Raw genomic sequence first — 14431 nt, 5'->3', positions numbered from 1 at the left:
AGGCTGGGCGCGGATGGAAAAAACACAGCCCTCGCTGCATCTGGCAAAGCGCAAGCGCACGATAGGCAATCGAAGGCGCGGACTGCTCAAGAGGCTGCTGGCAAGCAAAACAGCGTCGGCGGGCAGCGTGCTGATGATAGTGGTCGCCTTCATTTCTTTTTTTGCGCCATGGATATCCGTTTACGGCCCGCTCGACGTCGATATCGTTAATCGCTTGTCGCCGCCGGGCGCGCAGCACTGGTTTGGCACGGATAATTTGGGCCGGGACATTTTCAGCAGAGTGATGCATGGCACGCAAATATCAGCGCAGGTTGGCTTTGCCGTCGCTTTGTCGGTCGCCGTTCTAGGGCTTGTTATCGGTTTGTATGCGAGCATGTACAAGTGGCTGGATCAATTGCTGATGAGGACGATGGATGCTTTGTTTGCTTTTCCGGCGATACTGCTGGCGATTGCTATTATGGCCGCGCTCGGGCCAAGCGTTTCCAATCTGATTATTTGCCTGATTATCGTGTTCATTCCTTCGGTAGCCCGAATCGTCCGTTCAGCCGCGCTCGTCGCGAAGGAGCAAACCTATGTGGAAGCGATGCACGCCTTGGGCGCGTCACAGACGAGGATTTTGTGGCAGCATATTATGCCCAGCACGATTTCGCCGCTTATTGTGCAGAGCTCCTTTATTTTTGCCGAGGCGATTATTGTGGAAGCTGCACTTAGCTTTCTGGGGGCAGGCATTCCGGCTCCGATGGCAAGTCTCGGCAATTTGCTGGCCGATGGAAAAATGTATATATACAACTCCTGGTGGATGACGCTGTTTCCCGGCTTTGCGCTCATTATTTCGGTACTGGCGATGAATTTGTTTGGGGATGGAATCAGGGACTTGCTCGATCCTCATGTTAGACAGGGTAAAGGGAAAAAATAGGGCATCGCAGCCGGCGGGTTGGAGTCCGACTAAGGAGGGTGGAAGAAATGCCGGAGGAGCTTTTACTTGAGGTTAAAGCTTTACGAACTTATTTTCATACAGCACGCGGGAAGCTGGCCGCAGTCGATGGCGTTTCCTTTGATGTTAGGCGTGGGGAAATCGTCGGCGTTGTCGGAGAATCCGGATGCGGCAAAAGCGTCACTGCCCAGTCCGTGCTGCGGCTGCTCGATGAGAAGCATGACGTGAGCTATGAAGGGGAAATCCGATTTGCAGGCAGCAATCTGCTTGAGCTGAAGCAGCGGCAAATGCGGGAAATTCGGGGCAATGAAATTGCGATGATCTTCCAAGACCCGCTTAGCTCGCTCAATCCGGTATACACCATTGGCGAGCAAATTATCGAGGCTATAGTGCTGCATCAGAAAATCAGACGCAAGGAGGCGGTTCGCAAAGCGATCGAGCTGCTAAAGCTGACGGGCATTCCTTCGCCGGAGCAGCGGGTGTGGGAGTATCCCCACCAGCTTTCTGGAGGCATGCGCCAGCGCGTCATGATTGCGATTGCACTGGCCTGCGAGCCGCAGCTGCTTATTGCCGACGAGCCGACGACAGCGCTGGATGTGACGATTCAAGCGCAAATTATGGAGCTGATAACAGAGCTGAATCGCAAGCTGGCAATGAGTGTTCTGCTCATCACCCATGATCTGGGTGTCGTCGCGGAAACATGCCAGCGCGTCGTTGTCATGTATTTGGGGCAGGTCGTTGAAATGGCTGATGTCGCCACCTTATTCGCCCGTCCGCTGCATCCGTATACGATTGGTCTGATGGGGGCCATACCGCGAATGGATGGAGACAGAACGCAGGATTTGCAAGTGATTGAAGGCAGTGTGCCTTCGCTATCGAATGTACCGACGGGCTGCCGCTTTGCGCCGCGCTGCGCCTATGCAGACGACCAGTGCCGCAAGCATGTGCCGGAATTAACGCGCGATGCTGCCAGTGGAACGATGGTGCGCTGCTGGCATGCCGGTACTTTGGCTGAAGCGTTCGAAGCAACTGAAGCAGCTAGAGCAGTCGTAGCAGCTGAAACAGCTGAGTCAGCCGAAGCATCCGAAAGAGTCGAAGCGAAAGGAGGCGTGCAGCATGCCATCTATCCATGAACAGGAAGGCGGGCCCATGCCGCTGCTGGAAGTGAAAGGCTTATCCAAGCATTATAGTACGAAGCGTCCGGCATCCTTTCGCAAAAGTCTCGTTAAAGCCGTTGATGATGTTTCCTTTCACATTTATGAAGGAGAAACCTACGGGCTGGTCGGGGAATCGGGCTGCGGCAAAAGCACGCTCGGCAAGGCGCTGCTGCGTCTCGTTGAGCCTACTGCCGGAGAAGCGCTGTACCAGGGCGAGGATTTAAACCGCATGCCGAGCCGCCAGCTTCGGGCCAGCCGCCGGCAGCTCCAGATGGTTTTTCAGGACCCGTATTCCTCGCTGAATCCCCGCAAGACCATCGGCAGAACGCTGGAAGAGCCGCTCATCATTCACGGAATAGGCAGCCCGCAGGAACGAACGGAGCTTGCGCTGCGGATGCTGGAGACGGTGGGCTTGCAGGAGGAGCATTATGACCGGCTGCCGCATGAGCTGTCCGGCGGCCAGCGCCAGCGGATTGGACTCGCCCGGGCTCTTATTCTTGAGCCGCGGCTCGTCATCTGCGATGAGCCCGTTTCGGCGCTGGACGTCATCATTCAATCGCAAATCATTAACCTGATGCGCAAGCTGCAGCGGGAATTAAAGCTGACGTATTTATTTATCGCCCACGATATTGGCGTCATCCGCCATATATCTGATCGCATTGGCGTCATGTATTTAGGCAAAATGGTCGAGGAGGCCAGAACGGACGACCTGTTCGCCCAGCCGCTGCATCCTTACACGCAGGTGCTGCTGTCCGCTGTGCCGATTCCCGACCCTGCAATAAAGAAGGAGCGGATGATTTTGCAGGGCGACATTCCATCTCCGCTGGAGACGGTCAGCGGCTGTGCTTTTCATCCGCGCTGCCCGTATGCGGTTGAGACCTGCCGGAAGCAGGTGCCGCTCAAACGGGAGGTTGCGCCGGGCCATTTTGCAGCGTGCCATCTTGCGTAAGGCCACTTGCACACAAGCTAAGCTATTGAGGGATAGGAGAGAGTAGACGATGAAGAAAAAAATTCATTTGGGCGTATTTGAGGTGAATGCCGTCAATCATTTGACCCAAGGCATCTGGACGCATCCCGAGCAAAATCGCATTCATTATAACAGCATTGATTATTGGATCGACATCGCCCGGACTTTGGAGCGGGGCAAATTTGATTTTATGTTTTTCGCTGACAGCTACGGCTATCCGAAGGAGAGGACCGAGCTTGCGTTCCGCGAGGCATCGGGTGCAGTAGGCAATGACCCGATGCTGCTCATTCCAGCGCTTGCGCAGGCGACCGAGCACCTCGCTTTTACGATGACGACCTCGACGACGTATGAGGCTCCTTATGCGAATGCGCGCAGATTTTCAACGCTGGATCATATTACGAAGGGACGAATCGGCTGGAACGTCGTGACGACGAGCAGCAAATCGGCCGCCGATTTGTTCGGCCGAAGCGAGTTTCTGCCGCATGATGAGCGTTATGATATGGCTGATGAATATATGGATGTCAGCTATAAGTATTGGGAGGGCAGCTGGCAGGATGATGCGCTGCTCGTTGATCGCGAGAAGCGGGTATTTGCTGATCCGCAGAAGGTTCATAAGGTGAAGCATGAAGGGAAATATTTCAAGTCGGAGGGGTACCATGCTTCGACGCCTTCCCCGCAGCGGACGCCGGTTATTTTTCAGGCGGGCAGCTCCGGAAGGGGACGCGCTTTCGCCGCGAGGCACGCGGAGGGCATCTTCCTCAAGGCGCCGACGACGGAGGTGCTTCGGGACCAGATCGCTGATATTCGCAGGCGGGCCGCAGAATATGGACGCGATCCGGCAGCGGTGAAAGTGTTCACCGGGCTGTCGGTTGTAGTGGCAAAGACGCGCGAGGAGGCGCAGCGCAAATTCGACGAGTATATGCAGCATCAGAGCGCAGAAGCGACGTTATCCAGCTACGCTGGTGTGACGGGAATCGACCTGACGCAGCTTGACCCGAACGCCTATTTTGAAAATATTCATACCGAAATGGGCCAAACGCATACCGACCGTTTTACGAAGCACAGCAAGACGAAGAAGACGGTGCAGGAGGTCATGGACGATTTTGTGCAAAAGGGCTTTCGCGGACTGACCGTTGTCGGTACGCCAGAAGACGTTGCCGATCAAATCGAACGCTGGACGGAGGAAACGGACGTGGACGGCTTTAATCTGGAGCCGTATGTGCTGCCAGGCTCTTATGTCGATTTTGTCGACCTGGTCATCCCGGAGCTGCAAAAACGCGGGCTGTTCAAAACCGATTACGAAGCAGGCACGCTCCGCGAGCGGCTTTTCGGCAAAGGAGAGGCACGACTGCCGGAGCATCATCCAGGCGCTTCGTTCCGCACGCCGACCGCCCTTGTCTAATCGAAGGAAAGTAGGAGACGATGATGTTTAACGACGAGTTGCTCCTCCAGCTTGTGGAGCAGACCGAATACACGCAGCGCCAAGCGGAGCTTCTCGCCCAGCTTCGCCGAATAGGCAAGCAAAGCATTGGGCCCGCCGCCAAGCAGGTGGATAACGAAGGCGCGTATCCTTATTCCTCGCTCGCTGCGCTTAAGAGCGAAGGCTTGCAAAATCTGTCTGTTCCTGAAGCGTTCGGCGGCTTCGGCGCTGGCTACAAGGGAGATGCTGTGCTGCTCGTATTGGCGCTGATGGAGCTGGCTTCCTGGTGCTCGTCCACCTCGCAAGTATTTGCCTTGCACAATACGGGGGTACAGCTGGTTCATGCGATGGGGGATGCGGGGCAGCAGCGATTTTTTTTCGAGGAAGTCCAGCGCGGCCACCTATTCGGGAGTTTTGGGAGCGAGGCAGGGGCGAATCGTTTCGTACTGGCTAATACGCTTCGTAAAGTAGAGGGCGGCTACCGGCTGAATGGAAAAAAGATTTTTGCAACCGGCTCGCCCGGCGCAAAATGGGCGTTCTGGCGCTCGGTGTCCGAGGATGCGCCGGGCAATCAGGATGAACGGTATATGATGCCTATAGCGGAGCTTAATGGAGCGGGCATTACGATCCATGATGATTGGGACGGCATCGGGCAGCGCGGCACCGGAAGCGGCACCGTCATTGCGGAGGACGCTTTTATTCCAGAAGCGCATGTAATGGGAGGGCCAGGCGCTTATGCCGCCCATGTACCTTTTTTTGCAGCACAGTTTCATATTCATTTTGCGGCCCAATATGTCGGGATTGCGATTGGCGCTTTTCGGGAGGCTGTTGACTATTTGAAGGAGAAAGCAAGGCCTTGGTCAGAGGCCAAGACGGCGGCTGAGGACCCGATTGCGCAGCTCCGGGTAGGCGAAATGGCGGCCAAGCTCTCCTCCGCGCAGCAGCTGGTAGTTCGCGGCGCACGTCTGCTGCAAGCAGTCAATGAACGGCAAGGAGAGCCGGAACTGCACAGGGCTGTTCAAGCAGCGGCGTCCCATGCCAAAATCATCGCGACCGACACCGCGCTCGACGTAACGAATGCGATTTTTCAAATTATGGGTGCCCGCTCAGCGACGAGAAGCTGCAATTTCGACCGCTATTACCGCAACGCCAGAACGCTCACGCTGCATGACCCGGTAGACAAGCAGCGCGAGGCGGCGGGCAAGCATGAGCTGGGACTATAGCTTAGAAATACAATCAAGCACGAACAAGCACAAACAAGGAAGCACTCCAAATATCCCATTTGGAAGACTTCCTTATTTGTGCTTAGCTAGGCTCGAAGGAGCAAGCAGGAATAATGATATTATTGAAAACGCTTGCAAAAAATACTATACTTTGATCAAGCGGCAGAAGAGAGAGGGGTAAAGCATGAAAATCAGACATCCGTTTTTTTATCGCACGCTCCGCTTTAAGCTCTTGTTCGGTTTCCTGCTGCTTGTCATTCCGATTGTATCCTTCATGATCTACAACAATCTGTATGCGATTAATGTCGTACGGAATCAGGTCGCCCAGTCCAATAAAAATCTGATCAGCCTCTATATGGGCCAAATTGACCGCAATTTGGAGGATGTGGAGAAATATTTGTTTAATATAGCGGCGATGGAGACTGGCCTGCTCGTACTGGAGCAGCCGCGCGAGCAAAATCCCGACGGCTATGCGTTCGAGAAAATCCAGCTGAGAAACCAATTGAGGAATGAATTGCCCAATTATAAGTCGATGGATATGTTCTTCATTTATTCGCCGGAGAATGATGATTTGATGAGCGTGTTTGGCGTTGCGCCGGATTATGCCACCGGAACCGTGATGGAGCAGAACATTGTAGAAATGATCAAGCTTGCCAAGAAGCCGCTGCAGAAGGACTGGTTCGTCCAGCATATGGCGGACGGTGATTATTTAGCTTATGTCATTCAATACGGCGACATTTATATAGGCGCGATGGGCAATGTAGATCAGCTAATGGTGCCGCTGCATTTAATTGATTTGGGTGAAAAGGGCCGGGCCTTTCTGACGGATGACCGTATGAAGCCCATTATTGATACGCCGCTGGATGGCGGCATCTCGATTGAACCTAGCGGCAGCGGGAACGAAGGCTATCAGCTTACGGGAAGCGATGACCAATTTATCGCAGTCGGCGAGCGCTCCTCACGAGGCCGCTTTGGGCTGGTCGCCCTCATTCCCGACAGCGTTGTGCTGGAGAAGCTTCCCTTTCTGCGCAGCATCGTCTCGCTCATCTCCTTTGGGGCCATTATCATTTTGCCGATTATTTTGCTGCTGCTGCGCAAGCTGGTGCTTGTTCCAGTCAATCGTATTATTATGGCGATGCGCCGCATCGAAGACGGCAATCTCGATGTGCGGATCACGAAACCGTCCTCCACATTTGAATTTGAGGTGATGAACGAATCGTTCAACCGCATGATTACGCAAATTAAGGAGCTCAAGGTTAATGTGCTGGAGGAGCAGCTGAATAACAAAAAAGCACAGCTTAAGCATTTACAGCTGCAAATCAATCCTCATTTTTTTCTTAACTCGCTTAACATTGTTTATAATTTGGCCCAAGTGAAGGATTATCACCTTATTCAGGAAATGACGCATTGCCTGGTCCAATATTTCCGGTTTATGTTCCGCAGCAATCTGTCGTTCGTGTCTCTATCTGATGAGCTTGCCCATACGATGAATTATTTACGCATTCAGGAAATGCGCTTTCCGGGCGATTTGACCTTCGCTTTCCATACGGATGACAGTCTTGGCAGGGTGCCTATCCCGCCGCTAGTCATTCAATCGTTTGTGGAAAATACAATTAAGCATGCGGTAAATACGGATACGCAGGTTCACATTGCCGTTACTGCCAAAGCGCACAATGAAGATACGCTTTATGTCCGCATCGAGGATACGGGGGAAGGCTTCCCGCCGCAGGTGCTGGCACTTCTCCAGCGAGATATGGAGCTGAGCAATGAAGAAGGCGATCATATCGGCATTCAAAATGTGAAGCAGCGGCTGGGACTGCTTTATCAAGATGCAGCACGCATGGCACTAAGCGGCAGCTCAGGTCAAGGGGCGATCGTAGAGCTGTGGCTGCCGATGCAACCAGAAGAGACAGGGGGACGACGAGGATGAGACAGCTGTTAATTGTCGATGATGAGCGGCATGCGGTGCGGGGCATTAAGGCAGGCGTCGAATGGGAGGAGCTTGGCATATCGGTTGTGCATGAAGCTTACAATATCCGAACGGCTAAGGAAATTATGAGCGACAGCAAAATCGATGTGCTTATTTGCGATATTGAAATGCCGCAGGGCAACGGCTTCGAGCTGCTCGATTGGGTGAAAATCCATTACCCGCAGACAGAGGCTATGTTTCTTACTTGCCATGCTGATTTCTCCTATGCGCAAAAAGCAATTCAGCTAGGCAGCTGCGATTATATGCTCAAGCCCGTCCGCTACCCCGAGCTGGCCAGCACGGTCAAGCGCGCGCTGGACAAGCTGGCGAAAGCCGATCTTGATCGCGAGAAGCTGCAATTTGCAGACATGTACGAGCATTATTACCGGCTATGGGAATCTTATCAGCCGATGTTTATGGAGCGCTTCTGGCAGGATTTGCTGAGCCGCTCGATCCCTTCGACGAAGGACGGCATACGAGAGGCGCTGGCGAAGCATAACATTGCTTATGAGGAGCTGCCGCTCTATAAGCCGGTGCTCATTAGCGTCCAGCGCTGGCACAAGGAGCTGACGCTGCGCGAGGAGAAGATCATGGAATATGCGCTGCGCAATTCCTTTGAGGAAATGATACTCGCGAGGTCCGGACTCGGGCGAATTGTTCAGGTGCGCAGCGGGGCGCTGCTCGCGCTGCTGCCTATTCGCCAGGAGGGGGAAGGCGAGCAGCTGCATGAGCAGATCGATTCCTATATCGAGGCGTGCAATCGTTATTTTTTCTGCGACTTGTGCTGCTATATGGGAAGCTCAGTACCAGTAGAGGAAATATGCGAGATGTACGAGCAGCTTGTTGAGATGGAGTCGCGCAATGTAACGCGCACGAACGAAAGGCTTAGCCCCGTCAATTGCGACGTCAGTACGGATGTTGCCCCGCTTCCTGTGATGAGCGGCTGGGCGGAAATGCTCAAGCTTGGCTGCGGGAAGGAAATGCTGGAGGAAATCGCTCAATACTTGGACGGCGTTAAGCAGTCGGGGCAGGCGGATGCCAGGTGGCTGCGCAGCTTTTATGAGGATTTTCTGCAAATGGTGCATCAGGTGCTGCATGCCAAGGGACTGCGGGCGCATCAGGTATTTTCCGCGATGGTATTGATGAAGCGGGTAGATGCCGTAACCCGGTCTATTACTGATTTGTCGGAGTGGGTAGCTGTGCTTATCCATGAGGTCAGCGGCAATCTGAATAGCGTAGACGAGACGCAGACCGTCGTCGACAAGGTCAAGCATTACATCGCCAAGCATATGAGCGATGATCTATCGCGTGAGGATATTGCCAGCCATGTATGCCTACATCCGGATTATTTGGCCCGCCTGTTCAAGAAGGATACAGGGCTGACGATTTCCGAATATTTGCTGCAGGAGCGGGTAGCGCTCGCCAAGCAAATGCTGGCGAAGACGGAGCTGGCGATAACAAGCATTGCCTATGAGCTGGGCTACGGCAACTATTCGCATTTTTCGAAAATGTTCAAAAAAGCGACCTCGGTCGGGCCGCAGGAATATCGCAAGCTCCAGCAAAGTGGGCAGGCCAAGGGAAGCTGAATTTTCCCCTTCTCCTCTTACGAATCTAAAATAACCCTTCAGTTCCACGGGTAGCGAGGCGCCTGGCAAGCAGTAAGCCATCGTCCATCCGCTGTGGAATGGAGGGTTTTGTGCGTTTACCAAAAAGCATCCGGGCGAGCGCGAATTAGTATTGCTTTTTTTCCAGTATTCAACTATAAATAGATCAGACTTAGGGCGGAGGTGCTGGTGGATTTGCAAGCAATGATCAAAATAATGCGCCGATTTGCCGAATACAAGCTGCTGAGCAGCGTATTCTTATTCACACTATTAATAGAAGTAGCCTATACAGTGGCTTCGCCGCTTAGCTTGAAATATTTGGTGGATGAAGCTTTTACACCGCGAAACTTACAGGCGTTTATTATCATTTTGCTTATTCTGCTCGGCGGGGGCATCTTGAATGTCATTGCCGGTGCAGTGTCGGACTATTCATTAGGCAGGCTGGCTGGAGAGGTCGTTCGCAAGCTGCGAACAGAGCTGTTTGCTCATATCCAGCTCCAGTCCTTGCCCTTCTACGAGCGTTATCGGGTTGGTGATTTGGTGACCCGCTTCTCGGCTGATATGGGCTCCATTGAACGGGTGATTCGCGGCTCCAGCCCGATGCTGCTCAAAGAATTGCTTGCTGTAGCGCTGGGGCTCATGATGCTGTTTACGCTGGAATGGAGGCTGACGCTTGCCATGCTCGCGGGCTCGGTTCTCATGTTTGTGCTGCCGCAGCTTGTGCAGAAGCGCTCGGAGCGGGCGAATCGGGAGTACAAGGAGGCGCAGGAGCGCTTCTCCAATATGATCGATGAGATGGCCAAGGGGCACAAAACGATTCGGGGCCTGCATCAGCAAAACCGGTTTCGCATAAGGGGCGACAACAAAATTACGGCTTTGTTTAAGACAGGCATGAATCTTCATATGAGCAATTCTTTAATGGAACGGCTGCCTTTAACGGCTTTGCTGCTGCTCAACGGAATTATGATGGGCTTCGGCGGTTATTTAATTTTTCATGATGCGATGACTGTTGGCGGTTTTATCGCCTTCTTCACCTTGTTTATGAGCGTGGGGCAGTCGGGCTCGAATTTGGCCTTTCTCCTTCCCCAATTAATCGAATCAAACATCAGCTTCCAGCGCATCGATGAAATGATGGCCTGCAAGCCAGATTTGCCAGCAGCTGAGCATCCTGCATTACTGCCGGATACGAGCTTGTCCCTGCGCATGGAGCAGGTCACCTTTGGCTACAACGCGGGCATTCCGCAGCTGAAAGACGTCAGCCTCCAGATCGAAGCTGGCAGCTATGTTGCTTTCGTTGGCCCCAGCGGATCGGGCAAAAGCACAGCGCTCCAGCTGCTCTCCCGCTTTTATGATCCCCAGCAGGGAAATATATTTATCCAAGATGTTCCCCTTCAGGACATTAGCGAAGCCTCGCTTAGACAGCGTGCTGCGCTTGTTTCGCAGGACACGTTTTTGTTCCATATGACGGTGAGGGAAAACCTGCTGCTTGGCGACGATATCGCGGAAGCGGACATGATTGCAGCTGCAAAGCAGGCGGGCATCCACGATACCATAGCAGGCTGGCCGGATGGCTACGACACCTGGATTCGCCATGAAGGCGGCTCCTTATCAGGCGGGGAGCGGCAGCGCATTGCCATTGCACGCGCTCTGCTTCGCAGGCCGCAGCTGCTGCTGCTTGATGAAGTAACATCGGCGCTGGACCCGGCAGCTGAGGCGGACATTAACCACCTTATTGAACAATTAAAGGGTACTCGCACGATCGTAGCAGTTACCCATCGCCTCTCCTCTGTCGTAAATGCGGATCAAATTTATGTATTTCAGGGCGGTCAAGTGGCAGAGAGCGGTTCCCATCAGCAGCTGCTTAGGGAGCAAGGGCTTTACAGCAGCCTATGGGAGAAGCAGCACGGCTTCCATGTATCGGGAGATGGACGATATGCCTCGGTGAGAGGAGAACGGCTTGCGAAGCTGCCGTTTTTTGCCGGAATGGCTCCCGAGCTGCTGGAAGGCGCAGCTGAATTATTCACCTCCGAAACGTGCAGGGAAGGCGAAGCGGTTGTACGGGAAGGCGAGGAGGGCGATAAGTTTTATATTATCGTTCGCGGCATTTTTGAAATATGGAAGGCGTTTGAGGGTCAAGAGGACAAGAAGGTAGCTGTATTGCAGGACGGCGACCATTTCGGAGAAATTGCCCTGCTGCGGAACATTCCGCGCACCGCCACGGTAAAGGCAGCCGGTTCCGGCGTCCTGCTGTCGATGCGCCGCGAAGCGTTCCATCGGCTGACGAAGGAGCATCCGCAGCTGCTGCATATGCTGGAGCAAACGCTTCAGCAAAGAATGTAGCGCAGCGGCAGAGCAGGAACATTTTCAGGTGAAGAGAGGGGGATTTTAGGTGGAAATGGCGTATTTTAAACGGTGTGAAAATGATGAGGATTATGCAAAGGCCAGCTTGTTTCTGTTGAAGCACAGGCGGGATTTGCATCCCGCTTATACGACAATGGACACGTTGTCGCTGCTGTACGCTTATTTGACGGAGGGGCAGATCATTGTAGGATTGGATGAGCTGCACCAGGTAAATAGCATTTCCGGTTTTTATTATGGGACGCCGGAGCAGGATTTTCAGAATAAGGAAGTTGTTTTTGTGGATATGGTCATTGTTGAGCAAAAGCATCGGGGAACGCGCTTGTTTGCAGAAGGGCTTCATTTTCTGGTCCATACAGTGCTGGAAAACCATCCGGAGGTTCGGGAGCTGAGTCTTGCAGCCTTGTCTGAAAATAGACGTCTTTGCCGGATGTATGCGAAGTTTGTAGAAGAGAAGTATAAGCGCGAGGGAGCGCTTGGAGAAGAAACGGTTTTTAGCGGTGAAATTAGAAAAATTGGTACTATGCTAAGAAAAACCAATCCAGTATAATCGTTTTTGTAGGAAAAATTATCTAGGAATGGAGGCGGACAAATGATTCCACCAATTGGATTTGGCAACAAAGACATTAAAAAAGGCAGCGGTTTCGGCAAGATTGTTAAGGCTAATGAAGCATTGAGAGCCCAAGCGAACTAATGTCGTTTATATTTCGTCCCTGTGCGCTTGAAATGGATGAAGAGGCGTACGCTGCGTTTCTGATTCAGCATCATGCTGAACTGAATCTGCCTTATTCCTTCCCGATGAAGCTGAGCTTTATGGGAGGACCGCTCATTTTGGGCAAAGGCCTGCTGCTTTTTAGGGAGGAGCCTTACGAGATTGCCGGCGCTGCGGGCTTCGTCTGCGGGACGGGCGAGCATGATTATGAGGATCAGCATATTTGCCAGATCGAGATTGCTTTTATCCGCAAGGAATATCGTGGCACCAGGCTGTTTGCGCACGGCTTGAATGCGCTCATTGAATTAATGAAGGAATCGAGCCCTGGCGTCCAACAGGTACAGTTTTGGGTGAGGGCGGATGATCGCCAGCTTGACAGGCTGCTGTCCAAATTTACAGCGCTGCAAGGCGCATCGAAGTCACCCGTAAATCATCTTATGCTTTACAAAATCCCCTTTAGCGAGCTCGAAGGCTACGTTCAGAAACGAGCTGCTAGGACTCGCCCCTAACCTTTGATAATGAAGGTTATCCGTATGTATTACTTTCCCAAACAGCTAATCTATCATGCAGCAAGCTTTTGATTATTTAGCGCTCACAGAGGCGCTCCCTACAAGTGATAGTGAAATGAATCATGAACGGAGGCGAGCACATGATCCCACCAATTGGATTTGGTAAGAAAGATATCAAGAAAGGCAGCGGTTTTGGCAAAATCGTTCAAGCAAATGAAGCCTTGAGAGCACAAGCATAAGGCTGCTCATCCTTTTTTGGCCAGAGAAGCTTGCGATAGCTAGAAATTATAGAACCATATAGAGGCCTAGAAGAAGCCTGCTCTGTACGCGCAATCGTATAGGGCAGGCTTTTTAGCTATTTATTAAAAGCAGATGCCTTTGTTCAAATATAGGAAAGGATATGTTTTTTCGATCCCTTCTCTATATTTCTCGGACTGAAACGCGCCGCGCCGCCAAAGGACAGCGACAGCCGTTTCACCTTGTTCCGCTCTATCAAGATGTCGGAAGATGACAACGAAGAAGTCGGTTTAGTCGTAGTGTGCTTGCCCGCGAAAAACTAAGATAGAGGTAGAAGAAGTGAAGGGGGAACCGCGATGGCGACGACTGCAAGCACAGCGACAGCAAAACCAGCGGAGCAGCAGACGGAAGTAAGACGGGCACAAAATCCCGTATTGAAAAGGCTGAAACGTTACGCACCATTATTCATTATGATTATTCCCGGAGTCATCTATTTGTTCATTAACAACTACTTGCCGATGCTGGGGCTCATCATTGCTTTCAAGGATGTCAACTTTGCCAAAGGCATTTTGGCCAGCGATTGGATCGGCCTTAAAAACTTTGAATACTTGTTCAAAACCGAAGATGCTTGGATTATTACCCGCAATACGCTGCTCTACAACATATCTTTTATCATACTAAACCTGATTATAGCGGTGGGCATTGCCATCTTGCTTAATGAAGTGAAGAAAAAAGTGGCCGCCCGTTTTTATCAAAGTATCGTGCTCATTCCTTATTTGATCTCAATGGTTATTGTCGGTTATTTGGTACTCGCCATGCTGAGTGGTGAAACCGGATTCATAAATAAACAGATTCTTCCGCTCTTCGGAATTGATCCTATCTCATGGTATAGCGAGCCTAAATATTGGCCGGTCATTCTAGTCATCGTTAACGTTTGGAAAAATGTCGGCTACCTCTGCATCATCTATCTTGCAGCGATCATCGGCATTGATCCGGAATATTATGAAGCCGCTACCATCGATGGAGCAGGCAAATGGCGCCAAATTACGCAAATTACGATTCCGCTTATAGCACCTGTTATTACGATCATGACGCTGCTGCAAATTGGACGTATTTTCTACTCGGATTTTGGTTTATTCTATCAAGTACCGCTCAATACCGGCGAGCTGCTTTCCACAACGAACGTTGTTGATACGTATGTGTACCGCGCGCTCATTAATCTTGGCGATATCGGGATGTCCTCAGCTGCAGGCTTGTACCAATCCGTTGTTGGCTTCGTGCTCGTGCTGCTGTCCAACTATATTGTAAGTAAACGAAACCGCGACAATGCGCTGTTCTAGG

At 52.1% G+C, this 14431-nt stretch carries 11 protein-coding genes; all 11 read left to right on the top strand.

Going from position 1 to position 14431, the window contains the following annotated elements; all coding sequences use genetic code 11:
* Positions 1-13: 13 nt before the first annotated feature.
* The gene (locus AC50X8_RS23365) at positions 14-916 is read left to right on the top strand and encodes an ABC transporter permease (protein WP_056033679.1); all 903 of its coding nucleotides are present in this window, start codon (positions 14-16) and stop codon (positions 914-916) included.
* Positions 917-963: 47 nt separating this feature from the next.
* Positions 964-2067, top strand: a complete 1104-nt coding sequence (locus tag AC50X8_RS23360; protein ID WP_494862530.1) for an ABC transporter ATP-binding protein — start codon at positions 964-966, stop codon at positions 2065-2067.
* Positions 2051-3040: an ABC transporter ATP-binding protein gene (locus AC50X8_RS23355; RefSeq protein ID WP_056033682.1), complete on the top strand. Its 990-nt coding sequence runs from the start codon at positions 2051-2053 to the stop codon at positions 3038-3040. The genes AC50X8_RS23360 and AC50X8_RS23355 overlap by 17 nt, the downstream gene beginning before the upstream one ends.
* Positions 3041-3089: 49 nt before the next feature.
* On the top strand, positions 3090-4460 hold the full coding sequence (locus tag AC50X8_RS23350) for an LLM class flavin-dependent oxidoreductase (protein ID WP_494881801.1): 1371 nt from the start codon (positions 3090-3092) through the stop codon (positions 4458-4460).
* A gap of 23 nt (positions 4461-4483) precedes the next feature.
* Positions 4484-5701, top strand: coding sequence for an acyl-CoA dehydrogenase family protein (locus AC50X8_RS23345; RefSeq protein ID WP_494881797.1), 1218 nt, complete (start codon positions 4484-4486; stop codon positions 5699-5701).
* Positions 5702-5885: 184 nt separating this feature from the next.
* Positions 5886-7631 (top strand): sensor histidine kinase, encoded by a 1746-nt coding sequence (locus AC50X8_RS23340; protein ID WP_056033689.1) that lies wholly within the window; start codon positions 5886-5888, stop codon positions 7629-7631.
* On the top strand, positions 7628-9256 hold the full coding sequence (locus AC50X8_RS23335; RefSeq protein WP_056033692.1) for a response regulator transcription factor: 1629 nt from the start codon (positions 7628-7630) through the stop codon (positions 9254-9256). The genes AC50X8_RS23340 and AC50X8_RS23335 overlap by 4 nt, the downstream gene beginning before the upstream one ends.
* 207 nt (positions 9257-9463) lie before the next feature.
* Complete coding sequence (locus AC50X8_RS23330) at positions 9464-11614, top strand: ABC transporter transmembrane domain-containing protein (RefSeq protein ID WP_494862522.1); 2151 nt, start codon at positions 9464-9466, stop codon at positions 11612-11614.
* A 49-nt stretch (positions 11615-11663) separates the two neighbouring features.
* Entirely contained in the window at positions 11664-12182 is a 519-nt protein-coding gene (locus AC50X8_RS23325; protein ID WP_494881791.1) for a hypothetical protein, read from the top strand.
* A gap of 143 nt (positions 12183-12325) precedes the next feature.
* On the top strand, positions 12326-12853 hold the full coding sequence (locus AC50X8_RS23320) for a hypothetical protein (RefSeq protein WP_056033700.1): 528 nt from the start codon (positions 12326-12328) through the stop codon (positions 12851-12853).
* A 707-nt stretch (positions 12854-13560) separates the two neighbouring features.
* Entirely contained in the window at positions 13561-14430 is an 870-nt protein-coding gene (locus AC50X8_RS23315) for an ABC transporter permease (protein ID WP_056033917.1), read from the top strand.
* Position 14431: the final 1 nt, after the last annotated feature.

The sequence above is a fragment of the Paenibacillus sp. JT22N15 genome, assembly GCF_059383755.1.
This window is presented reverse-complemented; position numbering and strand designations above follow the sequence as displayed.